The organism is Prevotella sp. E13-27 (assembly GCF_023217965.1).
GTDB lineage: Bacteria > Bacteroidota > Bacteroidia > Bacteroidales > Bacteroidaceae > Prevotella.
Genome location: NZ_JALPSC010000001.1, coordinates 674,610 through 700,302 on the forward strand (window position 1 = coordinate 674,610; position 25,693 = coordinate 700,302).

A 25,693-nucleotide genomic window follows, 5' to 3' on the forward strand; every position below is an offset into this window, starting at 1 on the left:
AAGGCTCTTTTATCTTTTTCTTGATGAACCAGGATTTTTTGCATCGTAAGCAGCCTTGTCGAAGCCATCGGCATTATATACCTCGTCAAACCACGACGTTAGCTGATTCTTACTGAAAATGAGTGCGCCATCGATGAGATGAACCACTGCGTCGGAAGTAGAATAAATCTGCTTGTTCTCATCAGCAAGAGCAGCATTACCGCTCTTTGTAGAGCTGTTCCAGAACTCACGGGCCATGAGGTTATAGCAGCCTGATGCCTTGTCAACGCTGACGCTCTGACCTGCAATAGCAAAACCATCGTCGTCAATACCCTGATAAGGAATGCAATTCTCGTCAACCCAATACTGTCCCCATACATTCAGTCCAGAATTATCGGCTGTTACCTGCAATGAGTAGAATCGGTTGTTAGAGGTGTTAATCATTGAAGACTCGTAGGCACGCTGTGTGACAGGCTCACCGGCAATAAACAGCGAGTTATCCTGTACATGGTACTTCACGAAGTCGGCCATGCGCTGCTTCATGATGCGTTTTGCGATAGCTACGTTGGTGGCATTACCATACTTTGCCACAATGGCACCTGAGAAATCAGCAGGAGAAGGCAGATAGCCCTTAGCCTGCAGAGCCTGGATGTATTTTGCCTTTGGCACATATACAGTATAGTGATAGCCGTCTAAGAGTGACAAGTTCTGGTGACCTGAATTTGGCTGTGCATCAACAGATGTTGAAGCACCTGTCTCGTCAGTATAGTTACCTTTCAGAGAAGAGGTGAACAGTCCTGCGGGAGAGAGGAGGTCATAGAAATCCTTGAACTCGGGATACTTCGCTGTATTGCTAAGTATTGAACCTACCGACTGTGTTGAAGACATTGGCATTGACTGGTCGAGCTGATAAGACTTACCGTTCTTCTGGTTATAAGGAGTCTTTGTCACAGGACATGGGTCGTTGTTAAGGATCTCAGCACCGTCAGGGCCTAATATTGTATTGTGTCCCTCAAGCTGATAGCCACCTGCAACAGTCATAGACGTAGTGTTAGGATTAAGAACACGTACTGTGCTACCTGCACGTGTACGGTAGTATTCCTGTGAAGGGTTAAGCTCACCAACGATAATCATTGAGTTGAGCATGTCCTTCATACGGTTCTTTATGATGGTCGAGTTGAAAGCTGTTGTTGACTCATAGCTCTTACATGTCCACTGACCACCCTTGTTCTCCATGTTATAACGCTTAGCCTTTACACGCTCATCGGGAGAGATAGTAGAGTCGTTGTCATAGTAGAACTGGTAGAGGTTCATGGTGTTGGCACCATAAAGTGTCGGGTCAACATAAGTCAGCATGGATGTGTTGGCTGGCATAAGCAAGCTATAAGTTGCCTCCATTGACGAGAGGAGTGACTTGAATGCACCACCGTCGAGCTTCTCAATAGCCCAGTAGAAGATGTTCAGCACGTCCTTGTGAATCTGAGCAGGGAACACTACTGACGAGAAGCTACTTGGAGCATACACGCTGTCAGTGAGATATACGACACCATTGCTTGCGAGGTAGGTCTTCTTCACATCCTTTGTCTGCACATGCATTGGCATCATGGCATCATCCACGATATTATCGAAGTTTGAAGGAATAGAACTAACGAAGCTACTCATCATATTATTATTGATGAGGTCGGCAACGATATCATCGGGCAGTCCGTCCCATGTGCCATACTGCTCACGCAATGGCTTTCCGGCACCTTCATTCCACCACTTGTCAAGACCTGCTGTAGAAGGCACGAACATTGCACCTGCATCGTCGTGATAGTCATAGCCGCTTGAGTTGGGATAATACTGGTTCCAACCTGGGTCAAACGTGAGCGAGCCCTTCATAGTGGTCTTGCCATCGGGGAGATACTCCAGGGCAACCGAACGAGTGTCGGTAGAACCTGATGTACGGTTGCTCAGGTAACGCAGCACAAACACAGAGTCTTTCTTGCTCGTATTCAGATTGTATTTCGTGTTATAATCGTCCATCACGGTACGATTGAAATAGGGAGCCGAGAAACGGTCGAGCAGATGAGAGAAGCGTCCCATCTCATCCTTGTTATCCCTGATAATCTGTGCCATGTTTGACAGAGGCATCATCACCTCGGCAATCTTGTGAATGTAACCGTTCTTACAGGTGATGTTCTGCTTTGTCACCATCACGCCGTTTACGAACGACTCATTGACCGAGTTAGAGGCGTGGTTGGTAAGGATGTCAACATCTTCAGAAGTGAAGCTCTTCACCTTCATGAATTCAGGCAGAAGATGAATGATTGTGGGTGCAGTAGCATCACTAACAGTAAGGATCTTAGCATCCTGTGACTTGTAGTACTTCCATGCGTTGTTGTCAGGCATGGTGGAAGTGTCGAGCAAGGGCACAGAGTCAAGAATTGACGATGCTGTAAGTCGGCGCATGCTGCCGCCCTTTGTCGGTGGATTGCCTGCCTTGTTTGACATAAGCTCAATGAGGTAGGCGTTAGTAACCATTGAGGTGTTGAGCAGCATGGTCTTCTGAGCCTTCGTCAGCTTTTCATAGGAGTCAACCTTCCAGCTGTTGTTCTTGAACCAGCGCTCAAAAGCGGCATCATCGGCAGCAAAGAGCGTTCTTGAGCCTGTGTGGTTCAGAATCTCTTTTTGGCCAAGATCATCGATCAGACGAAGCAGATAGGTATATTTCTGCCCATCAGGATCGTTGTTCAACCGCTCGTAGATGGAGTTACCAAGCCACTCAGGCTGTCCAGTGAGGATAGCATCCTCGTCCTGACAAGACTGTAGCGACATAGCACCCATCAGCAAGCCGCAGAAGGCGAGTGCCACCTGTCGACTGTGTCTTACGATAAGATTGCGTTTCATAGTCTCTTAAGTTTAATTAGTATTATTGTTTATAGTTATTGCTTACTATTTCTGTTATTATATATGTCGTAGGTCCTAAGACCTGGGGGTTTCTGCTTTTGGTGGGCCCAGAGGGCCAGAAAGGGAAACTAGCTGGAGCTAGTAGAGCTAGGGAAGCTAGTGGGAACTAGGGGAACTAGTAGAACTAGTGGGACTAGTGGGTCTAGTGAAACTAGTCAGAACTAGGGAAACTAGGGAGTCTTTTCTTCAATTTTTAAAAAACGAAGGAACCGGAGACGGGGTTTCCCCCGCCTCCGATCCCTTTAGATCAGAGTTTTGTCAATATTTTTGTTGACATTAATAATTCTTTCAGTAGTACTTATTTAAGGGTTACCTTCTTCACAACAACCATGCCGTTGCTGAGAGTCTGGCGCATGATGTTGATGCCACGCTGTGGAGCAGCTGTGCGAACACCATTGAGGCTGAAGAACTCAGTGCGGAGAACCTGAGCCTCACCGGCAGTCTTCTCAATACCTGTAGAGTAAACTGTTGGGCCAGAAGCCTGCTTCGTGCTGTTAGCACCGTAGCAGATGAGCATGAAGTCGTCCATGATTGCCCATGTGTTAGCGTCATTGGTAAAGATACCGAGGCGCAGGGTCTGACCTTCCTCAACCTTTACGAATACGCTGTTAGTGTAAGGCTTGTTATACTTCTCAGTGTTCAGAGCGAAGTACTTAACTGAAGAAACCATGTCGTTTGGTGTATAGCCGAGAGTATCATTCTCAACAATATACAAGCCACCGTATCTAACGGTATCAACCTTCATTTCACCTGTACCCTCATCAATATCACCCTGAATATATTCAGTGATGACAGCTGAATCCTCAATAGCTACGAGACCTGCGGTATAGTCCTTTACGAGCACGTTGTTCAGAGCGATGGTGTCACCCTTCAGCATTGTGTTTGCATAGAGAAGCAGTGAATCCTGAGATGTCTGGTCGTCAATACGACCGAATGCGTTAACGCGTACCTCATAGATACCTGCGGGCAGACCAGCGATTTCCTGATACATGTTGAATGCTTTGTGGTAGAACTCAAGAGCGAGAGCAGCTTTCTGGGTGTCGTTGTTACCGAAGTTATAACCGTCAGTTCCCTTCCAGCCATCAATGCTGTTCACATCCTTAGCCTGATCAGTATCGAACTTAGAGAACGATGCAGACTGAATCATTGCTGTGCAGTTCACAGGATTAGCATCGGTAGCATCAGCGATGTTAGCGGGCTTGTACTTGTTAGAGATCATTACATTGATCTTGTCAATCCATGTAGGAATCTCGTCGATTACGAGTGTACCGTTATTAATAAGATCAGTAAGCTCACCAATCAGAGTGTTAGAATCGTCAATCCAGTTCTGGGTAATCTTAAGCTCTGCAAGTTCCTCTTCCTCAGTAGCCTTAACATTCTCAAGTGAAGTGATAGCGTTTCTGAGCTCGATGCACTTGTCAGCGATAGCCATCTGAGCGTGGAGCTGCTCAATCAGACTAGCAACATCATCATCACTGATTGTGCGCTGCTGCAGACCTTCACCAATCTGGTCCATCAGGTCCTTAGCATCGACGAGCACCATATCCATCTCAGCCATCTGTACCTTCTCCTTCAGAGAGTCAGCAACAGCAGCCAGGCCATTCAGCAGAGCCTCAGACTCGCGAACCTTAGCCTTCATGTTGTAGAGGTCAACCAAAGCAGCGAACAGTGCCTCGCCGTCTTCCTGCTGAGTGTTATATATTGCCTGAGCAGTCTCAATTACTGTAGCAAGCTCACCCTTGATGTTTGCACCAACGCGGAGGTCAGTGTTGGTCAGGTAGCCTTCCATCTCAATGATAGCGCCCTCGAGAGCTGGGAGCACCTTGTCAGCTCGCTTGCCCCAGAATGTAAACTTGAAGTTATCGAAAATTACCCAAGAGTCACCAAGCTGGTTAGAACTACCCTTAACGCCGAAGCGTAGCTTATCATCAGCATTTACCTGTGCACCGAATGCAGAGTTCACGAACATGTTGTTATCGAATGCACGTGCAGCACTTGACATGCCATTGGGGAAGTAGAGCGTAGAGTCGCCAGATTCATAACTAGTATAGTCGGTATCAGGATTCTTATAGAAGTTCTCATCGCTAATCTGTCTTGGCTCAGCGAAGATATTCATGAACGATGTGGTGTTAGCGTTCATATAGATATAGGTAGGAGAGTTCTTTGGAGCATTTCCATTATTATAATCTGAGAATGCACTATTACGTCCATAGCGATAGAAACCCTGAACAGAAATCTCATAAACACCTACAGGCATGTTTTCAACTTCCTGATAGATATCGAATGAAGCATTGTTCCATGCCTCGCAACATTTCTCAGCAACACGCACGTTACCACCTGAAGCAGCCTGATGCGTCCAGCCAGTCCAATCGTTGGTCTCGAATGCTGGATTATTAAGGAAAGATGTCATGTCAGTACCTTCAACGATTTCAACATTTTCCCTAACAGCCTTGATAAGATTACGCAACTTGTCAAGCTCAGCACGGAGCTCCTCATTTGTCAGCGCGCGAGCCTCAATCTTCTTCACAGCATTATCACCACGACCAGTGAGATAATTCTTCAACTGAGAAACTTCCTTAACAGCGCCCTGGCCCTTGTCAATATACTCCTGAAGGATAGTCTGGGCAATAGCAACGCTATCCTCATAAACCTTCCACAGTCTAATGTTAAGGTCAAGAGCTGCCTTTGCAGCCTTCAGCTGTGCTACGTAAGCCTCTGCCTCGTCCTTGCTATTTGCAGTAGCGTTTGTTCTGAGATTATCGTAAGCCTCCAGGTAAGACTGGGTTACAGCTGTTGTGTTGTATGCAGGATATGACTGAGCAAGAATCTTTGCATAGCCCACCCAGCGGTCTTCACCAGCACCACAGAAGATAAGTGTAAAGTCATCGAAAATTGACCATGCGTCATAGCTTGTAGCCTGATCTTTCTTCACACCGATACGTGCAGTAACGTCAGCAGCGCTTACCTCAACAGGAAGAATGTGACCATAGAGACCATCTGTGTGGAAGAACTCGTTGGCATCAGCCATGGTGTTTGGAATCCAGAAGCCATTGCTTGCCATAGCCTTACCGTGTGCAGGCTTCTCTGTTGGAGCGCCATCAAAGATGTTGCTCATGAGAAGGCTCTCAGTCTGGCCATTAATAGTAACATAGAAGCTTGACAGGCGAGCCTCATCACTGCCCGTTGAGAACAACTGGTAAGAGTTGTCAGAAGAACCAGCACGATAGAAGCCTTTCACGCCAAAGAGATACAGACCGGGATACAGGATAGTAATGTCCTGATTGATATCGAAAGCATTCTTGCCATAAACCTCAGCATTGGTAGATGTTGTACCACCAGCACCGAACTTACCATTATTGGTTGACCAACCGGTGAAGTTGCCGACAGTATCGAAAGTACCATTGGTAATCCAAGCAGAAGCGTCCTGTGGGAACTGTCCTGTCGCATTAGGGATGTTGCCCTTAATAGCTTCCTCAAGAGCTTTAATCTCATTATCCATCTCTTCGACAGTTGAATTCAGATTGTTGTAAACATAAACAGCATTTGTTACATCAACACCTGCAGCTTCAGCCTTCTCAATCATAGCCTTCAACTCTACAGACTTGTCATAGATAGCGAAGATGCTTGCATCGAAGAACTGCCAGTCAACATGGATGCCATCACCAGGAGTCAACATAGCTGACAGAGGATAGCGCTCGTTGTCGTCGGTGAACTGAGCCCAAGCATTGCCGAAATCCTGAGCAACAGCATCGTCACGACCAAGGAACTGTGTGCCATCAGACTTATGCAAAGCGTTTACCTCATTAGGCATGATGCGATAGACATTTGTGCCAGCGTCCTGTTTCTGAAGCTCATAGAAACGGTTGCCCCAAGTTGTCTGGTCAGTGTAGATGTTACCTGAATCATCCATAGACATCTTGTACCAGCTGTAATTGCCAGTGCGTGGAGTAACATAGTCCTCAATCTCATAGGTCTTGCCGTCCCAGACATCATTAACCTTGTACTGTGCAACCTTGATGAGCACAGCAGACGCCTTTGGACCTACACAACCACGTGTACCCCAAGTGTTACCTTGAGTAAAGAATTTCTCTGCTGTAACGTTGTAAAGCAGGTAAGTCTCGCCCACCTGGAACTCTACAGGAACCTCAGGTACGTCAGCATTTGTAGGCTTTGTACGCTCAATGAGGTCAGCAGCATTTGCATTGAAGCCAACAAGCCACAATGCGCTCATTACGAGTAGTTTTGAAAACTTCATAAGCTGTTTTTTTAATTAGTAAAGTTAGTAAAAATAGAAAATTGGTTTCTTAAGAATTCAATCATGGCTCTCGCCACTCTTGGTTTTAGAATTGATATCGGGTGCAAATATAAGCAAATTTTCATAAACACCAATCATTTTTCAAAGTTTTTTTCATGGCAGGAGCTGAAATGGTGTGATTTTAACACTTTGGCGGTATGAAACAAAAAGAAAATCGTTTGAAACAAATTACTATGATATATATAATCGCTACTTTAATCGTTAGGAAAAAAACGTATTGTTTAGGCAGAACTGCACCACTGTTTAGTAAGAACAATAGCAGAGTTTAGCCAGAACAGCAAGACCGTTCTGGCTAAACAATATCTCGAATTCTTAAATTCTCTAATTCTTGAAAGCTTTTCTCTAATTCTTGAAAGCTTTGCGTACACGGCCATTCTCCTTGATGATTATCAGGCCACGAGCTGTGGCAGAAGCGCGACGTCCATCAACAGTAAAGAACGAAGCCTTGACATCATTTGAAGAAACAGGCATCAGACGGATACCCTCGGTATAGTCACCATTGAGTGGCATCTTCACGCCATCCCATGATGTAAGCTGATCAATATCGGCAAAGCCATAGAGGAAAGCCTCGTTCTTGGGAACGGTGTAATAGCCTTCGGCATAGTCAGCATCTGTAAGCTCACGGAAGTTGCTGTTCTCAATAACAATGGTGCCGACAGCGCCTTCCTCGAAGCTATAGATAGGCTGAGTGGTGAAGCTGCCTGTAAGGGTATTACGACCTTCCTTTGGCAGTTTGACAGCATCGCCACTGGTGAAGAACAGTGCTGTCTTATAATCAGAATGGAAGACTGCCGGATAGCCTGCGGCAATACTCTCAATAGGCTCAAGACAGATGTAGCGCTTGTCGCCATCGGTGAGTCCACCAGCCACCTCATAGAGCTGAACATCGCTGGTCACACTTACAGCCTGAGGCAGACAGATGGTGCCCCAGAAGTCGCCTTCCACAGCTGCACTACGCGTATTAACCGGCAAGTAGTATAGCACGAAGTCAGTAGCACACCACCATCCTTCGCGATTGTCGCCCTTGCCACTACTATTTGTCCACGAGCCTTCCTGAGCACCCGTCTTAGAGCTTTCGAAGCCCACTGTTAGCGTCTCGCCATCGGCAAGATAGAGGGGCTGGGTGATAAGACGCTCCCATGCTTCGCTATCTGCCACATCGGGATGGTCGAAAAGATCGCAGGTGAGCAGTGGGGTATTATTGGTCACTGTTCCGTTGGTGATATAACCATGCTGGTCTGACAGACAGCCGTGCTGCGTAGTGGCGCGACAAACAAGATAGTAGAAGCCTGCGGGCAGGTTATTTACTTCCTGTTTGATGCCAAGAGTCTTATCGCCAACCTCAGCTGTTGGCACGCTCCACCAGGCATTCCAGCATGTGGTGCCAAGGACTGTGTTCTTACGCTGGTCGCCACCAGTATAGGTACTGGTTACGACCCAACCTGTTGTAGAGGCGAAGTTTGAGTTCTGAACAGACTGAACAGCAGAGAATCCCTTATATGCGTTGAGAGCCTTTGACAGAGCGGTATAGACAGGCTTCACCTCAGCAGCAGTGCTGATAGCATTGACCTGTTCTATAAGGGGCTTAAGTTCTGTAGTATTGGGAAGACGATTGTTGATGAGGCCTTCGGCACGTCCGACAAGTACGCGAAGCTCTGGAATATATGAGAGAGCATCCAACGCATTATCGACAGCGTCGTCGAGAGCCTTAAACGTCTCAGCATCGGTAGCAGCAGGGGTATCGATAGCTGCCTGCACCTCTGCATTGAGAGCTGGTAGTATGGTGTTATATTTTATAAATGTACGCGCGCGAAGAAGAGCCTTCTCCACACCGTCAGTGAACGCCTCTTCACGAGTGTTAAAGAGTCGGCAGAGAACGAACTTGTCCATGCGTGCCTTGTCCATATTACGGAAAGAGATGGCTATCTCTGTTTTATCGCCAACATTAAAATTACCATCCTCCATAAGCCAGTTTGTCGTTGCTCTTGTAGTAAACAGAGTGGTGGTACCAGCCTTTACGGTCTGGTTGGAACCACCAGCATTGCTAAGCATCACAGAGAAATAGTAGTGTGACTGTGGCTCAACAGTAAATTTCTTATAAAGACAGGCGGCTGTCGTTTCGGCACCATTTACCCAAGAGAGGAGATGATGGCCGGCATCGGCACCATTAACATTGACAACCTGGAACTGAGGCATGGCGGCAGCTGTACCAGCGCCGTTAGTCCAATCAACAAGTCCCATCTCAAAGTCACCATTTACCAGCATATTACCACCGATATACATTATCTTTCCATCAATGGTAACGCCATCGCCAGTTGAAGGATCAGCGAGTGTGGCAGTAACAACTCCACTATATCGGTCGGTGTTGTTGAAGTCAACGATATGTACGCGATAACGATAGCCGTCGCGCGACTCCAAGTCTGTATAGTTATAGCTTGAAGGAGCCTCCTTCTGAGTAATAACAGCAAGCTCATTATATGTCCGGCCTCCATCGGTACTACGCTCCACGACCATCGACTTGTTCCACTCACCGTTCTGGTCGTTCCAGCTCAAGGCTGTACGCATGTTGGCCTTATTATATACAGCCTTCATGTTGATGGGGCTCTTCATTGGCGGGTTCTTAGGAATGAATTCATAAGACTTCTTATAGCCAAGACCGGCATCATGCTGCGAATACCACTCACCAGCGGGGGTGAGACTATTGTTCTTATAGAGTTTAGACGGATCGCGCTCGCCATTCCAGTAGTAATAGCGCTCCACATTGTTATTATTGCTGAGGGAAGTGCAAATACGACTGAGTGCTTCCTTCACCTGCGTTTCTGTTACACCGTTGGCGAAGGCACCGTTATTGTTCCAAGATGCACCCCAGCACCACTCTGATATCCAGATAGGACGCTTGTACTTGTTATACCAGTTGTTCACATTGCCGAAATTGCTCTCAGGCCAATAGCAGTGCAGGTCAATGATGTCGCAGCGCCAGCCACGTGCATCGATGGAATCGAGGAATTCAGCCAAGAAGCCGGTAGCATTCCAGTAATCACTGCCATCCCAAGAGGCTGGTGAGCAAAGGCGCAGACCAGTAGCCATCATGTTCTCCCAGTTGTTAAGAATGGTGGTCAGGTCTTGTGGATGGTCATCGCTTGGGTTGCGCGGTTCGTTATTGTTCTTACAGTTAGGCGACTGCGATGTACCGCCGATGGTTGCCGACGATGGCCAGTCTTCGTAAATGTGGTTGGGTACCCACTCAAAATCGGGCAGGAAACTGCTGTTGCCCTGTCCCCAGTCATAGCTACTCTGCACATTCAAGGCATTGAGTGCTTCCTTATTCATATAGTTGGCAAGCTGTTTTTTGCCTGCGTCATACCACTTAAAAATGCGATAGCTGCTTATATATCCATTCATGATGGCTGGCAGGGCTGCAACCTCACGATCCTCGTAAGCTGCAACGAAGCAACGGCTATAGCCACGACCATTAGGCAATGTAGAGAAAGTAACCATATAGCCACGCTTCAACTTGAATGAGCTTATGCGGTTGTTCCACTCTGTAGGCACATTTTTCATGAATCCGTTGCCATTATGGCCGAGAGTGAAGTCATTTGACGATTCGCCCTCGTACTTATTCTCTGAATAAACGGTGAGAGGCTTGCATTTGTCGCCATAAGGCAGAATGATAGCGCCACGGTTGTAGAGCTTCACCTGACAGTTACTATCATTAATAGCAACTGCTCCATTAATCTTCACATTCTTGGAAAGGAGCTTGATGACTGACGATGGCTTAACAGCAGAGAAGATGAGCACTGCATGCTCAGTATTCTTAATATCAACAACGCCATTTGTACCGAAAGGAGTCGTACCTGTGATGACATAGTCAACATCGGTAGTCAGGTCAACAGCTGTGGTGACCTGTGCCACTGTCGTTGTAGTGTTTACTGCCATTGCCTGAACGACAAAAGCAAAAAGCACAAGGGCTACGCTCAGGAATCGATTGATGATGGTAGTCTGTTTCATAAACGTGGTATTTTTAGTTATTAATATTCAACAGTAAAAAGAAAAAAGATGTAATTAGCATTCAACCTGCAAAGATAACGCAATACAAGCAAAAAGCCAAATTTTTGCGCGATTTTATTACATTGTGGAAAGAAAACTTCCCAAATAATTTGTTTTGCTACCATTTTAGATTACCTTTGTAACCAAATCATTGATAATGAAGACATTTGAAGAACTTGGAGTAAGCGCGGACATACGTCGCGCTATTGAAGAAATGGGATTTGTACAGCCCATGCCTGTACAGGAGGCCGTAATACCAACACTTATCGAAAGCCGACGCGACACTATTGCGCTGGCACAGACAGGAACGGGAAAGACAGCAGCATTCGGAATACCACTGCTACAAAGGATAAGCCTCACACTTTCTGCCACAGAAAAGAGGGGGCTCCCCCGTGCACTGGTGCTCAGCCCTACGCGTGAGTTATGCCTGCAGATTGCCGATGACCTGCGCGATTTTTCCAAATACATTGAGGGAATACACATTGAAGCTGTCTATGGAGGCGCAGCCATTGAGCCCCAGATGCGTGCTCTGAAAAAGGGCACAGACATCATCGTGGCGACACCAGGACGACTCATTGACCTGAAGAACCGTGGCTTCGCACACTTGGAGCAGGTGCAGAACATTGTGCTTGACGAGGCTGACGAGATGCTGAACATGGGCTTCTCGGACTCTATAAACGAGATTTTCGAGGCACTGCCAGAGGAGCATAACACACTGATGTTCTCTGCTACTATGAGTTGTGACGTGGAACGCGTGGCAAAGACATACCTCAAGGACCATCAGGAGATAGTGGTGGGCTCACGTAACGAGGGTGCAGAGAGCGTTAACCACATCTACTACATGGTGCATGCAAAGGACAAGTATCTGGCACTGAAGAGAATAGTTGACTACAACCCTCGAATCTTCGCCATCATATTCTGCCGCACGAAGCTTGAGACGCAAGAGATAGCCGACAACCTGATTAAAGACGGATACAATGCCGAGTCGCTGCACGGAGACCTGTCACAGCAACAGCGCGACCTGACAATGCAGAAGTTCCGCAACCACCTGACGCAGTTGCTCGTGGCTACCGACGTAGCAGCACGCGGCCTTGACGTTGACGACTTGACACACGTTATAAACTACGGACTGCCCGACGACATAGAGAACTATACCCACCGCTCAGGACGAACTGGACGAGCAGGAAAGAAGGGCACGTCAATAAGCATTGTGCATACAAAAGAAAAGCACAAGATACGCAATATTGAAAAAGAGATTGGCAAGCAGTTCGTGGAAGCAGAGATTCCGAAGCCTGAGGAGATATGCAAGAAGCAGCTCTACAAGGTGATGGACCAGATAGTGAAGACCGACGTGGACGACGAGGAGATAGCTCCGTTCATGCAGGATATAAACCGCTACTTCGAATATATAGACAAGGAGGAGATAATAAAGAAGATAGTATCTCTGGAGTTCGGAAAGTTCCTTGCTTATTATGCTGACGCTCCAGAGATTGAAAAGCCCATCCCCAACAAATCAGGAAAGTCAGGGGAGACAGGCCGTCAGACCGACAAACAGAAGCGTGCCAACAAACCACAGAAAGGCTATGCCCGACTGTTCATAAACCTTGGCAAACGCGACGGCTTCTATCCTGGAGAGCTGATGCAGACGTTGAACCGCTATGTAGGCGGTCGTCAGGAGGTGGGCCATATCGACCTGCTCGACACCATATCTTATTTCGAAGTGCCTGAGAAGGACGCACGCAAGGTTATGACACAGCTCAGCGGCATACGCTACCACGGGCGCACAGTACGCTGTAACAATGAGAACGACGGACGGCCAGAGAACGACAATAGAAACGACAGCCGTGAGAGACGCGGCTCATCGAAGCGTTCAGCAAACGCTCCCAAAGGCCGTGATGACCATAAAACTCGTCAGCAAAATAAAGGGAAACTACCAAACTCTGCAGAGGGATGGCGCAACATGCTTCGTGGAGAAATGCCCGATTTCACCGAAGAAGGTTGGGCGCGCCGTAAGCCCAAGAAAAAATAATTTACCTCTAACCTCTCACCTCTAGAACAACCTCATCCAGTGTGTTCGCGACTTTAATATATTGGCGCCACTCGCCACGCACCATGTTCTTTTCTTGAAGATCATCAAGACAGGCGATGAGCGAAGACCAGAAGCCCTTCATATTATAAAGTATGATGGGCTTTTTATTGTATGAAAGGGTAGTTGCAGCTGCTACGGTAAACAGTTCATCGAGTGTACCTATGCCGCCAGGAAGAACGATGAAACCGTCACTTTCTGCCATCATCAACTCTTTTCTGTCAGTAAGATTCTCTGTAGGGATATGAACATCAAGATAAGGGCTTAGCTTACCCATCTCCTCAATCTTATGAGGAACGACACCTATCACCCTGCCACCGTTTTCCTTTGCAGCCTTGCTGACGCTATGCATAAGGCCGGCATCGTGACCACCGAACACAATCTCATGACCATTCACAGCAGCCCACTTACCCAGCTCTTCAGCCATCACGAAGAAATCCGGGTCTATGTTATTATTAGCGGAACAGAAAATACAGAGCTTCATAACAGACTTAATGCTTTATTCTCGGCTGCTTCCATTATCTCACGCTCACCCGGTCCTTTGTCGTTGATACCACAGAGATGAAGAATGCCGTGGATGATGACACGATGGAGCTCTTCCTCGTAAGTCTTATGGAACAGATCTGCATTGGTACGCACGGTGTCGAGAGATATGACAAGGTCGCCGTTGAGCACATCATCCTCACAATAGTCAAAGGTGATGATGTCAGTATAATAGTCGTGCTGCAGATACTCGCGGTTTACCTCAAGGATATGTTCATCGTCACAAAAGAGGTAACCCACCTCACCGACCTTCTTATTATACGTTGCTGCCACGCGACGGATCCATGCTGTGGTCTCGCGCTTCTTGATGGCAGGCATCTTCACATTTTCAGTACTGTATGTTATCATATCATTTGTTTAACGCTGCAAAAGTACTACTTTTTCCGAAACCAAAGTTACTTTTCTACCTTTAAATTTATAGTCTGCTTCAAACGGCGTTCCTTGTCAGTGACCTTAAGAGTCAGCGTGCCAGCCTTCTTTGCTGCCTGAAGAACAACGACCAGCTGACCAGAGAAGAGTTTCATGGTGGGCTGAGTGAAAGGCTCAAGAGAAGTGGCATCGCCATTACAAACACCACGGAATGAGCCAGCACCCGTGACATCAAACTGCAGCTGGTCGGCAGCATCGGGAATGAGCGTACCGTTCTTATCAACAAGAGAGACAGTGACGAAAGCGAGGTCGTTGCCATCGGCTTTTAGAGGTGAGAGATGAGAGGTGAGAGGTGAGAAGTCAGATTGTTGAGTCCAACAGTCTAAACGCAAACGTGCGGGTTTACCTGCTGTTTTCAATATCTTTTCGCCGGATTTTTTGCCGTTTTCATCGAAAACAACGACTTTCAGTTCACCTGGTTCGTAGCACACGTTATTCCAGCGCAGGCGGTAGCGGTCCAGACGCTCATTGGGGTTCTTCCTTATGCGCCCCTGACTCTTTCCGTTTAGGAAGAGCTCAGCCTCGCTATAGTCGGTGTAGCAATAGACCGGCGTCAGCTCGCCACGACGCTCCTTGCCCCAAGTCCAGTGAGGCAACAGGTGAATGGTATGCTCACGTGTCTGCCACTTGGAACGATAGAGCCAGAAACGGTCCTTAGGCAGACCGGCAAGGTCGCAGATACCGAAATAGCTACTGCGCGAAGGCCAGTACTCATCGTAGGGAGTGGGCTCGCCAAGATAGTCAAAACCGGTCCACACAAACTCACCAATGACCCAGGGTTTATCGTCCTGCCACACCCAGTCGTCATCGGGGAGATTGGACCATGAGCAATACTCCACATCGTAGGAAGAGCACTGTCCGTCGGCTTTCTTTATAGCTTCGGGATCGTAGTTCTTTGCCCAAGAAGAATATTGGGAATTGTCGGAAACAACGACAGGGAACTTATATACGCCGCGAGAAGAAACGGTGGAAGCTGTCTCAGAACCAAGAAGGAAGCCCTGCCACAGCTGTTTGATGTTGTTATCATACTTCTGCACACGATAGTTGAAGCCTGGCACATCCATCACCTGAGCAAAGCCGGTGGAGAGAGCACTCTCAGCACGATCCATGCCCTGAGTGACAGGACGTGTGGGGTCGAGCTGATGGCACAAATCCTGCAGGTGCATGGCTATGTCGCGACCACCCTGCATGCCCTGTTCGGGTATCTCGTTGCCAATGGACCACATGATGATGGAAGGATGATTGCGATGAGCACGCACGAGATTCTCTATGTCGCGGTCAGCCCAACGGCTGAAGAAACGAGCATAGCCGTTCTTACATTTCTTGTAGTTCCACATGTCGAACGACTCAGCCATAACCATCATGCCGAGAGAATCGCACACATCCATCTGCATCTGCGACGGCATGTTATGAGCTGTGCGGATGGCATCGCATCCCATGTCTTTAAGAATCTGTATCTGACGGATAAGTGCCGACTTGTTGACTGCAGCGCCTAAAGGTCCTAAGTCGTGGTGCAGACAGACACCTTTTATCTTGCGAGTGACGCCATTGAGCTGGAAGCCACCTTTCTTCGACACGCTGATGGTGCGTATGCCGAAGCGCTGCGACAGTTCATCGATTTTCTCGTTGCCATCGTAGAGACTGATGACAAGATTATAAAGATAAGGTGACTCAGGAGTCCACAAATGAGCAGTGTTAACAGGGAAGAAATAGTGAATATCACCATTTCCAAACTCCAGATATTGCGGAGAGTCCTTGGATATCTTGTTTCCTTGACGATCGTACAGGCTCACATCAAAGCGCAAGTCTGTCACAGGATTCTTTATCTCGAAGTCAAGACGCATCAATACTCGCTCGCCTTCTTTCACCTTCTTGGCATCATAGGGCTTGATGAAAACACTCCAGTCGTCGATGTAACGCTTAGTGGGCGTGAGGATGAGTTTCACCGGACGGTAGATGCCCGCACCGGGATACCAGCGCGAACTCTCTTCCAAGTTCTGCAAATCGACAGTCAGCTCATTGTCGCCAGTGGTGATAAAATCGGAAATATCTACTCGGAACGAGTTGTAGCCATAAGCCCAATAGCCGGCTTTCTTACCATTGACATAGACCGTGGGCTCTGCCATAGCGCCATCGAAGAGGAGCTCAGCCTTTCCCTTGAAATCCGATGGAATAGGAAGGTTTCTACGATAATAGCCCTCACCAATCCAAGGAAGAGCACCACTACGTCCAGACTTCTCAGTAGCTTCTTTCTCGCCATTTTGTTCAATACGAACGACCTGAAGATCCCACTTCTTATCAAACGGTCCTGCTATTGCCCAGTCATGAGGCACGCTCACGGTCTGCCATTGCTGTCGGTCATGAGAAAACTGCCAGTTGTCGGAAAGGACTATTTCCTGTCGTTGTTGTGCAAAAGATGCTGAACACAACATCAAAAAAAAGAAGATTAGTTTTGATTTCATTATCGGTAGTAATTGATTTTACATGCAAAGATATACTATTTCTTTGAAATAGCCACTAAATTATTTGCATTTTAGCTGTTTTTTATTAAAAACTCCTAACTTCTAACAACAAACTGCCAACTCTTTTGTATCTTTGCATCGTTTTTAATTCGAATTAAAATGAAAATAGCTTTAATCGGCTACGGCAAGATGGGCAAGATGATTGAAGAGATTGCCCGCAGCCGTGGTCATGAAATTGTGAGTATCATAGACATTAACAACTTAGGAGACTTCGACAGCGATGCTTTCCGCTCTGCCGATGTAGCCATCGAGTTTACTAACCCCACTGCCGCTTACGGAAACTATCTTAAAGCCTGGGAACAAGGTGTTAAGGTGGTCAGCGGCTCTACCGGATGGATGAAGGAACACGGCGATGACGTGCGCAAGGCATGTTCAGCCGTTGGCACCAACGGCATGAGCGGCAAGACGCTCTTCTGGGCATCAAACTTCTCTATCGGAGTGGCTATTTTCTCAGCCGTAAACCGCTATCTGGCAAAGATTATGAACCAGTTCCCACAGTACGACGTAGAACTTGAGGAGACCCACCACGTGCACAAGCTCGACCACCCGTCAGGCACAGCTATAACACTGGGCGAAGAGATTGTGGAAGCCATAGACCGCAAGGAGGCATGGGCTGAAGACACTACAGACCCTAAATTGCTGCGTATAGACCACATACGTCGTGGAGAGGTGCCAGGAATACACACCATCCGCTACGACTCCGACGCAGACTGCATCACCATAACCCACGATGCACACTCACGCCGCGGCTTCGCCCTCGGTGCTGTGCTCGCTGCTGAATATACCAACGAACATGAGGGTCTGCTGACAATATCAGACATGTTCAAGTTCTAAACGCTTCAGGATATAAAAAACACGTATACGATAGTATCTTATTATGACATTTTTCGATAAAGTATGGAGCGTGCTCCGTGGAAAGCCAGACTACTCATTGCCAAAGAAGAAAGCTGAAGAAGAGCCGAAGCTGAACATGAAATGGCAATGGACGAAATTTATTATCGTTCTGGCATTATACCTATTATTCCTTTATTGGGTAGAGTCATGGTGGGGACTGATTGTCGTTCCTTTCATCTATGACGTCTATATCTCGAAGAAAATAAAATGGCAGTGGTGGCGAAAGAGCGAAAGCAGTGTAACGCGAACCGTGATGTCATGGGTTGACGCTATAGTATTCGCTTTGGTGGCTGTCTATTTTATAAACCAGTTCTTCTTCCAGAACTATGTTATTCCCACATGTTCGTTGGAGAAGTCACTGCTTGTTGGCGACTACCTCTTCGTGTCAAAGGTGAGCTACGGCCCACGCATACCAGAGACGCCGCTGACGATGCCACTGACACAGCACTCGTTGCCTACAATGTTCGGTGTTACGCCAAAGTCATATATCGAATGGCCACACTGGGAGTATCGCAGAGTAAAAGGTCTGGGCAAGATAGAACTTAATGACATCGTGGTATTCAACTATCCTGCAGGTGACACTCTCCTTTCTGCACCGCGCTATTCAGCCAATGACTTCTACCTGCTCAGCTATGGCTACGGATATCAGCTCTACCCCAACAGGCCAAACCCCGACTCCATCTCGGCATTAGAGCGCTACAGACTTTATGAGCAGGTTTACGATCTCGGCAGGCGTTATCTTACAGGTAACACGATGGAGTTTGGAGAGGTCATGACACGTCCTACAGACCGCAAGGAGAACTATGTTAAGCGCTGCGTGGGACTGCCAGGCCAGACATTGCAGATCAAAGACAGAGTCATCTACCTTGATGGCAAAGAGAACAAGGAACCCGACAATGCACAGTTCTCATACGACGTTACATTCGTGCGCAACGCAAAGCTAACCAACGAGTTCCTCGAAGAAAACCATATCACACTGGAAGACCTCGGCATCATGGAATATGACCAAAGCATGAGAGCTTTCTTCAAGTCAAACGACTACATCACGTTAGTGTATAACAATGTGACTATGCCATTGACAAGAAAGACAGCAGAGGTACTGAAGCATCGCAAAGACCTTGTGGAGAGCATTGCTATCAACACTGAGGCATCTGAATGGGACATCTACCCACTGAATGGCAACAAACACTGGACTCGCGACAACTACGGTCCTATCTGGATTCCGAAAAAAGGCGAGACAATCGAACTGACACTGGACAATCTGCCTATCTACGAGAGGCCTATACGTGCTTACGAGAAGAACGACCTGTGCGTCACTGACGATGGAAAGATACTAATCAACGGACAAGAGGCAACAAGCTACACGTTCAAGATGGACTACTACTGGATGATGGGTGACAACCGTCATAACTCTCTTGACTCACGCTACTGGGGCTTCGTACCTGAGGATCACATCGTTGGTAAGCCAATATTCATCTGGCTGTCGAGCGACCCCGACAGAAGCGGTTTCTCTGGCATAAGATGGAACCGTCTGTTCCGAATGGTGGACGGGATAAAATAGAGGTGAGAAGTGAGAGGTTAGAAGTGAGAGGTTAGAGGTTAGAGGTTAGAAAATAGAGAGATGAAAGGCTGGTTTAAGTTCCTGTTGGCATTTGCGATAGCCATCATAGCAATGATAGGCTTTCGTGCCATGGCTCTCACCATATTCGTAGTGAATGGTGAGGGACTTGAACCAGAGTTCAAAGCCGGCGACAGAGTGCTAGTCAACAGATGGAGCTATGGACTGAGGACTGGCTGCCACACAGCCAATGGGAAACTGCAAACGGTTCTTTTCAGCTATGGCCGCATATGCCGGCAGCCTGTAAAGCGTTGCGATATCGTTGCATATAACGACCCGTCGGACAGCACCCATACCCGAATACTCCTTGGACGCATCTGTGCGTTGCCAGGAGACACCATCCGCTATGGCGGGCGCACAATCTTAGTACCAAGCATTGCCAACTGCGATGATGCTGACTACTACTGGATAAAAGCACTGAGCGAGACGAGCCCCATTGACTCACGCTATCTGGGATTCATCAAAGAGCCGTTTATCATTGGTCGCGCCATGATGACCGTCTATTCCCACGACCCGAAGAAGCCTGTATGGAGCGGCTACAGGAAAGACCGATGGTTCCGTTCAAAATAGATATGAGAGCACTACTTTCCACAACATTCTTCGGACCAGTACAGTGGTATCAGAAGCTGTACCGCTACGATGAAGTGTTTATTGAGAACAACGACAGCTATCAGAAGCAGACCTACCGCAACCGCTGTCTAATTGCCACCACCAACGGTGTGCAGGCGCTGACGGTGCCGGTGACAATAGAACATGCAGGAGACACAGAGACAATACGCATAAGCGACCACGGCAACTGGCGGCACCAGCACTGGCAGGCACTATGCTCAGCATATGGCGACTCGCCGTTCTTCCAGTATTACGAGGATGACCTGCGTCCTTTCTTTACAGAAAAATGGGAGTTTTTGCGCGATTTCAACGAGGCAATACGCAAGCAGATGTGCATTCTGCTTGACATAAAGCCAAAGGTGATGCTGACACCACGCTACCAGAAAGGCAATGACTTGACAGACTGTGACGACTACCGAGAGGTCATACGGCCGAAGCGTCCACTACCCGACCCCGATTTCTCGCCACAGCGCTACTATCAGGTATATGAGCACAAACACGGTTTCCTGCCAAACATGAGCATACTCGACCTGCTGTGCAACATGGGACCAGAAGGAATTTTTTATCTATAAACCATAAATATTATGAAGACCATGATGATACGAACACTATTATTGGGCACAGCGCTTTCAGCTTGTGCAATCGCTGCTGAGGCACAACCTCGTATAAACAGCGACAAGACTGTGACTTTCCAATACAGGAATGATGCAGCAAAGAATGTAATGGTTGACGTGCAGTTTGCAGGACGGAATGCAATGACACGCGACGCAAACGGAGTTTGGACAGTAACTCTCGGACCAGTAGCCCCTGACATGTACCCTTATTGCTACATCGTAGATGGTGTTAGCATTATGGATCCGGAGAACGACCAGTACTTCCCCAATGAAGGCTTTAAGAACAGCCTGCTGGAGATTCCCGGTGACAGCGCACTGCCCCACGACATACGCAGAGACGTGGCACATGGCAGGATAGAATACGTACATTATTACTCTAAGAGCCTCGGTGCCACGAACAATGCCGTGGTCTATCTACCACCATCATATATGACAGACCACCAGAAGCGCTACCCTGTGTTCTACCTCATCAGCGGTACTACCGACACTGAAGAGGTTTATTACAAGGTGGGACGCGTGAACTATATACTCGATAATCTCATTGCCGCGAACAAAGCAAAAGAGATGATTGTTGTGCTGCCTTACGGCAATCCTGCAAAGCTAAAGTTTCAGTATGCCCCATCGACAGTCCCAGGCGAGAGCACAAAGGAACGATCAGAAGCATTAGCAAAGGCAATGCGCTTCGGTGGTGACATATTCAGCCAAGATCTAATAAACGACCTCATTCCGTTCATAGAGAAAGGCTATCGCACGAAGGCCGATCGTGACCACCGTGCCATTGGCGGTTTCTCGAGAGGAGGTAACCAGGCTTTGTTCAACGGACTCACAAACCTCGACAAGTTCTCATATCTCTGCTCATATAGTTCGTTCACCTCTACTGACATACCCGATGTGTATGACAACGCGAGTGACACAAACAAGAAGATCCATCTCTTCTGGCTCGGTGTGGGAACCGACGATTTCCTCTATGGTAATGCCCGCGACTACCTTGAGTTCCTCGATAAGAAAGGCATACGCAGCGTGAAGGAGTTCACTTCTGACAAGTACGGACACACATGGATGAACGCGAAATATTTTCTTGCGAAAACATTACCACTGCTCTTCAACAAGAAAGCAGCCGAAATGGCCATGAACGACGCAAAGCCTGCTCCTGTAGCTACCGGAAACGAGAAGCAGTTCACACCAGGCGTCATGGCACGCCTATTCCCAAAGCCCATCATCTCACCAGAATATGACGAGAAGGGCATAACATTCCGTTTCAAGGCTCCCGAGGCGAAGCAAGTAAATTTGGCATGCGAGGCATTACCTGATGAGGTAGCCATGCAACGCGATAGCGACGGCGTGTGGAGCACCACCGTAACGGAGCTTTTCTTCGAAACATTCAGATATTGCTTTGTTGTTGACGGCACTCCAGTGGCAGACCCAAGCAACATGTACCTGTCACCCGACCGCGGTTTCAAGTTCAGTATTGCAGACAATCCCCGTTCTCCGTTCAACTTTGCATCACAAGGCGATATTCCCCACGGACACGTAAGCTACGACATAGACCGCCAAGAGGCCTGGTACATCTCACCCGCGCTACTATTCGGACAGAATGCTCCAACAATGCCTATGATACGACCACTATTCATACAGCTGGTTCCTGGCAAAGACGACACCATGGAGAGTTGGTTCAAGATTGGTGGTGCTGATGCCATTGCCGACCGACTGCAAGCCGATGGAAACGCTGTACCATGCATAATAACCACAAGCAGCCTCGACTTCATGAAACAAGGACCTCAGATGCCAGGCTTTGGTATTAAGACGCTGAAAGCTGACGACTATCCCACATGGTCTCAGCGTCGCCGCGCACTTTTCAAGCTTCTACTTGACGAGAGCAAGAAAAACCGCAGATAGAGAAAAAGACAATTACTACTGATAGACAAGAGTAATCATCTGAGACGGACTGAAGAGCTGTGACGCGACTTGTTGCAGCTCTTCTGCTGTAATAGCATCTACATGTTTAAGAATCTCTTCAAGATTGCGCTCTGTGCCATGATGCAGGAAGTTCCTTGCAAAGTCAAGGGCAAACTGCTCACGGTTGTCTGCGGCGATGGCAAGCTGTCCATGCAATTGCTGCTTTGCTTTTTTCAGTTGACTTTGGCTAAGCTGACTGTTTATGAGCTTATCAAGCTCGCGTCTTACCAGCTGGCAGCAACGTTTCACGTCATGTGGGTCACAACCAAAATAGACTGACCACAAACCTGTATCGCTGTAATTCGCAGTATTACTCTCTACGGTATATACAAGTCCGTTGCGCTCGCGTAACGACAGGTTCAAGCGCGAGTTCATGCCAGGTCCGCCAAGCATGTTATTCAGCAGGAAAAGTGCCCAACGACGATGGTCGGTAGCGGCGAAGGCTCGCGTACCAATCATAACATGTGCCTGATGAGTGTTACGCTGGCGAATGATGGGGGAAGGAGAGATGGTGCTCAATAATAATTTTTGATCCTTAGCTGACTCAATGGAGCCATCAGCAGTCTGTTGTCCTACTGGCTGGGTATTAGCGTTCTCAACATTAACATCTTCCATCCATGACACCAGCCTCTTGAAATCTATATCTCCACTGGAGAAGAAGATACAGTTATCTGGACGATAATATCGCCTTGTGAAACGACGTGCATCATCGCCTGTATACTGGCGCACGCGCTCCGAACTACCTAAGATATTATGGCCTAAGGAATGACCATCGAAGAGAATATTGTCGAATTCATCGAAGATAAGCTCTGACGGCGTGTCCTCATAGCTCTCTATCTCGTCGCACACCACTTCACGCTCTTTCTCCACCTCATGTTGAGGATACTGGCTGAAGAACACTATGTCAGTGAGCACATCGACAGCCTGACGGAAATGGTCACGTGTTATGGCAGCATAATAGACGGTGTCTTCTTTATTGGTGAAGGCATTAAGCTCACCGCCCACGCCCTCGATGGCATTGATTATCTGAACGGCAGTACGCCGCTGAGTGCCTTTGAATGCCATGTGCTCACAGAAATGAGCCAGTCCCTCCTCGCCTTTTTGCTCATGACGTGCGCCGGCCTTGACGGCAAAACCGCAGAAGATAACGTTTGCTGATGAGGGGAGATGTATGAGTCGTAAGCCATTACGGCAGGTATGTATATTGTAGTTCATGGCTGCAAAGGTACAAATAAATTAAGAATTGAGGACTAATTAAGAATTAATTCGTAACTTTGCACGCAGAATATGAAACAGATACTGCTCATAAACGATGTCGTGGGCTACAGCCATGTAGGAATGGTTGCCATGCTGCCCATTCTGACCTACCTTGGTCATCCCACCTACAACCTGCCCACGGCTCTCGTATCAAACACCCTTGACTATGGCCGTTTCAATGTTTTGGAAACGACTGAGTACATGCGCGGCACCATCCCAGTATGGAAACAGCTGGGCTTTCATTTCGATGCAATCTGCACAGGACTGATGTTCAGTGAGGACCAGGCGCGTCTGGTAGCATCTTACTGTACCGAACAGCATCAGCAGGGTACAACAATCTTCGTTGACCCTATCATGGGTGATGCAGGCCGACTATACAACGGCATGACCGAACATCAGGTACAGCTAATGCGTGAGATGCTTAGCGTTGCCGACCTCACCTTTCCTAATTACACTGAAGCCTGCTATCTCACCGACATACCATACCGCGAAGAAGGCATGACTTGGCAGGAGGCATGTGACATGCTTGACCGCCTTGTAGCCCTTGGTGCCAAGTCGGCAATCATCACCAGTGCGCGTGTAGATGGACACAACTGCGTTGTAGGACGCAGGAGCAATGAGCCGTTGGCTGGCTTCACTCAGCATCTTGACGATGGTCAGTATTTTCGTATTGACTACGAGGAGATACCTGTTCTCTTCCATGGCACTGGCGACATTTTCTCTGCAGTGCTCATTGGTCATCTCATGAAAGGAGAGCCCCTGCGTGAGAGCACACAGACAGCCATGAGAGTGGTTAGTCAGCTCATAGACCGCAACCGTGACCTTCCTGACAAGTGTCGTGGCATCCCCATTGAGCAATGTCTTGACTTGTTATAAACCCCATACCCCTACTCCACATATCAAATGAAAATAGGCGACATTGATTTTGGCGAGCGTCCACTTTTCCTTGCACCTATGGAAGATGTCACAGACATTGGCTTCCGTAGGCTCTGCAAGCGTTTTGGTGCTTCCATGGTATATACAGAATTCGTATCGGCAGAGGCTCTGGTGCGCGACGTAAAGACGACAGTGCGTAAGCTGCAGATTAGCGACGACGAGCGTCCTGTAGGCATTCAGATCTATGGGCGTGATATTGATGCCATGGTAGAGGCAGCACAGATTGTGGAGCAGGCTTGTCCCAATGTCATTGACCTGAACTTCGGCTGTCCGGTAAAAAAAGTAGCAGGCAAAGGTGCTGGAGCTGGTATGCTACAGAAAGAGAACCTTCCAAAGATGCTTGAGATTACACGTCGTGTGGTAGATGCAGTGAAGGTTCCTGTCACCGTGAAGACTCGTCTTGGATGGAATCACGACCAACTCATCATCACAACCCTGGCTGAGCAATTGCAAGACTGTGGCATACAAGCCCTGACAATTCACGGCCGCACACGTTCACAGATGTACACTGGAAATGCAGACTGGACGCTGATAGGTGAGGTAAAGCGTAACCCGCGCATACATATTCCTATTATAGGCAATGGCGACATACACTCACGCGAAGAGGCTGATGCAGCTTTCGACCGCTATGGCGTTGACGCAGTGATGATTGGCCGTGCCACCTTCGGCTGCCCTTGGCTATTCAGTAAGGAAGAGCTGACATTCGACCAAAAGCTTGACGTTCTTCTTGAACAGCTCCGCATAAACGTTGAGATGATTGATGAGCAGCGAGGCATCCTACATACCCGCCGTCATCTGGCTGCCACACCAATCTTCAAGGGCATTCCCAACTTCCGCCAGACACGCATTGCCATGCTCCGAGCCACCACAGTAGCTGAGCTCACCGCAATATTAGAAGACACGCGTAGTCTGTTGAGAGACTGAATTTACTACGTATAT

General features: G+C 47.9%; 15 protein-coding genes. 8 read left to right on the top strand and 7 right to left on the bottom strand.

Going from position 1 to position 25,693, the window contains the following annotated elements; translation table 11 throughout:
• Nucleotides 1–9: 9 nt before the first annotated feature.
• The 3 genes from M1L52_RS02840 to M1L52_RS02850 all read right to left on the bottom strand — a co-directional run bounded on the left by M1L52_RS02840 (nt 10) and on the right by M1L52_RS02850 (nt 11,251).
• The gene (locus tag M1L52_RS02840) at nt 10–2,868 is read right to left on the bottom strand and encodes a fasciclin domain-containing protein (protein ID WP_248613297.1); all 2,859 of its coding nucleotides are present in this window, start codon (nt 2,866–2,868) and stop codon (nt 10–12) included.
• Nucleotides 2,869–3,226: 358 nt separating this feature from the next.
• Complete coding sequence (locus M1L52_RS02845; protein ID WP_248613298.1) at nt 3,227–7,183, bottom strand: hypothetical protein; 3,957 nt, start codon at nt 7,181–7,183, stop codon at nt 3,227–3,229.
• A gap of 402 nt (nt 7,184–7,585) precedes the next feature.
• The gene (locus M1L52_RS02850) at nt 7,586–11,251 is read right to left on the bottom strand and encodes a glycosyl hydrolase (RefSeq protein WP_248613299.1); all 3,666 of its coding nucleotides are present in this window, start codon (nt 11,249–11,251) and stop codon (nt 7,586–7,588) included.
• 196 nt (nt 11,252–11,447) lie between these two features.
• Here M1L52_RS02850 and M1L52_RS02855 point away from each other — a divergent pair, with 196 nt between their 5' ends.
• Nucleotides 11,448–13,319, top strand: coding sequence for a DEAD/DEAH box helicase (locus M1L52_RS02855; protein ID WP_248613300.1), 1,872 nt, complete (start codon nt 11,448–11,450; stop codon nt 13,317–13,319).
• Nucleotides 13,320–13,326: 7 nt separating this feature from the next.
• Here the strand turns inward: M1L52_RS02855 and M1L52_RS02860 are convergent, their stop codons facing one another.
• From M1L52_RS02860 to M1L52_RS02870, 3 genes are read right to left on the bottom strand one after another with little or no spacing between them, the layout of a single operon-like run.
• A complete protein-coding gene (locus tag M1L52_RS02860; RefSeq protein ID WP_248613301.1) occupies nt 13,327–13,860 on the bottom strand; it encodes a TIGR00730 family Rossman fold protein in 534 nt (177 codons plus the stop codon).
• Nucleotides 13,857–14,267: an rRNA maturation RNase YbeY gene (gene ybeY, locus M1L52_RS02865; protein WP_248613302.1), complete on the bottom strand. Its 411-nt coding sequence runs from the start codon at nt 14,265–14,267 to the stop codon at nt 13,857–13,859. The genes M1L52_RS02860 and ybeY overlap by 4 nt, the downstream gene beginning before the upstream one ends.
• A 47-nt stretch (nt 14,268–14,314) precedes the next feature.
• The gene (locus M1L52_RS02870) at nt 14,315–16,810 is read right to left on the bottom strand and encodes a glycoside hydrolase family 2 TIM barrel-domain containing protein (protein ID WP_248613303.1); all 2,496 of its coding nucleotides are present in this window, start codon (nt 16,808–16,810) and stop codon (nt 14,315–14,317) included.
• A gap of 159 nt (nt 16,811–16,969) precedes the next feature.
• Between M1L52_RS02870 and dapB the strand changes: the two genes are divergently transcribed.
• From dapB to M1L52_RS02895, 5 genes are all read left to right on the top strand, one after another.
• A complete protein-coding gene (dapB, locus tag M1L52_RS02875) occupies nt 16,970–17,704 on the top strand; it encodes a 4-hydroxy-tetrahydrodipicolinate reductase (RefSeq protein WP_248613304.1) in 735 nt (244 codons plus the stop codon).
• A 136-nt stretch (nt 17,705–17,840) separates the two neighbouring features.
• Nucleotides 17,841–19,325: a signal peptidase I gene (gene lepB, locus M1L52_RS02880; RefSeq protein ID WP_248614558.1), complete on the top strand. Its 1,485-nt coding sequence runs from the start codon at nt 17,841–17,843 to the stop codon at nt 19,323–19,325.
• Nucleotides 19,326–19,385: 60 nt separating this feature from the next.
• Complete coding sequence (gene lepB / locus M1L52_RS02885) at nt 19,386–19,952, top strand: signal peptidase I (RefSeq protein ID WP_248613305.1); 567 nt, start codon at nt 19,386–19,388, stop codon at nt 19,950–19,952.
• 2 nt (nt 19,953–19,954) lie between these two features.
• On the top strand, nt 19,955–20,563 hold the full coding sequence (locus M1L52_RS02890) for a WbqC family protein (RefSeq protein ID WP_248613306.1): 609 nt from the start codon (nt 19,955–19,957) through the stop codon (nt 20,561–20,563).
• Nucleotides 20,564–20,584: 21 nt separating this feature from the next.
• Nucleotides 20,585–22,501, top strand: coding sequence for an alpha/beta hydrolase-fold protein (locus M1L52_RS02895; RefSeq protein ID WP_248613307.1), 1,917 nt, complete (start codon nt 20,585–20,587; stop codon nt 22,499–22,501).
• Between the two features lie 15 nt (nt 22,502–22,516).
• Here the strand turns inward: M1L52_RS02895 and M1L52_RS02900 are convergent, their stop codons facing one another.
• Complete coding sequence (locus M1L52_RS02900; protein WP_248613308.1) at nt 22,517–23,776, bottom strand: M16 family metallopeptidase; 1,260 nt, start codon at nt 23,774–23,776, stop codon at nt 22,517–22,519.
• Nucleotides 23,777–23,848: 72 nt separating this feature from the next.
• Between M1L52_RS02900 and M1L52_RS02905 the strand changes: the two genes are divergently transcribed.
• Nucleotides 23,849–24,694: a bifunctional hydroxymethylpyrimidine kinase/phosphomethylpyrimidine kinase gene (locus tag M1L52_RS02905; protein WP_248613309.1), complete on the top strand. Its 846-nt coding sequence runs from the start codon at nt 23,849–23,851 to the stop codon at nt 24,692–24,694.
• A gap of 27 nt (nt 24,695–24,721) precedes the next feature.
• Nucleotides 24,722–25,678, top strand: a complete 957-nt coding sequence (gene dusB / locus M1L52_RS02910) for a tRNA dihydrouridine synthase DusB (RefSeq protein WP_248613310.1) — start codon at nt 24,722–24,724, stop codon at nt 25,676–25,678.
• The last annotated feature ends 15 nt before the right edge of the window (nt 25,679–25,693 follow it).

Excerpts from the sequence above, each read along its gene's own strand:
- M1L52_RS02840 (WP_248613297.1), bottom strand. The coding sequence starts at position 2,868 with ATGAAACGCAATCTTATCGTAAGACACAGTCGACAGGTGGCACTCGCC.
- M1L52_RS02845 (WP_248613298.1), bottom strand. The coding sequence starts at position 7,183 with ATGAAGTTTTCAAAACTACTCGTAATGAGCGCATTGTGGCTTGTTGGC.
- M1L52_RS02850 (WP_248613299.1), bottom strand. The coding sequence starts at position 11,251 with ATGAAACAGACTACCATCATCAATCGATTCCTGAGCGTAGCCCTTGTG.
- M1L52_RS02855 (WP_248613300.1), top strand. The coding sequence starts at position 11,448 with ATGAAGACATTTGAAGAACTTGGAGTAAGCGCGGACATACGTCGCGCT.
- M1L52_RS02860 (WP_248613301.1), bottom strand. The coding sequence starts at position 13,860 with ATGAAGCTCTGTATTTTCTGTTCCGCTAATAATAACATAGACCCGGAT.
- ybeY (WP_248613302.1), bottom strand. The coding sequence starts at position 14,267 with ATGATAACATACAGTACTGAAAATGTGAAGATGCCTGCCATCAAGAAG.
- M1L52_RS02870 (WP_248613303.1), bottom strand. The coding sequence starts at position 16,810 with ATGAAATCAAAACTAATCTTCTTTTTTTTGATGTTGTGTTCAGCATCT.
- dapB (WP_248613304.1), top strand. The coding sequence starts at position 16,970 with ATGAAAATAGCTTTAATCGGCTACGGCAAGATGGGCAAGATGATTGAA.
- lepB (WP_248614558.1), top strand. The coding sequence starts at position 17,841 with ATGAAATGGCAATGGACGAAATTTATTATCGTTCTGGCATTATACCTA.
- lepB (WP_248613305.1), top strand. The coding sequence starts at position 19,386 with ATGAAAGGCTGGTTTAAGTTCCTGTTGGCATTTGCGATAGCCATCATA.
- M1L52_RS02890 (WP_248613306.1), top strand. The coding sequence starts at position 19,955 with ATGAGAGCACTACTTTCCACAACATTCTTCGGACCAGTACAGTGGTAT.
- M1L52_RS02895 (WP_248613307.1), top strand. The coding sequence starts at position 20,585 with ATGATGATACGAACACTATTATTGGGCACAGCGCTTTCAGCTTGTGCA.
- M1L52_RS02900 (WP_248613308.1), bottom strand. The coding sequence starts at position 23,776 with ATGAACTACAATATACATACCTGCCGTAATGGCTTACGACTCATACAT.
- M1L52_RS02905 (WP_248613309.1), top strand. The coding sequence starts at position 23,849 with ATGAAACAGATACTGCTCATAAACGATGTCGTGGGCTACAGCCATGTA.
- dusB (WP_248613310.1), top strand. The coding sequence starts at position 24,722 with ATGAAAATAGGCGACATTGATTTTGGCGAGCGTCCACTTTTCCTTGCA.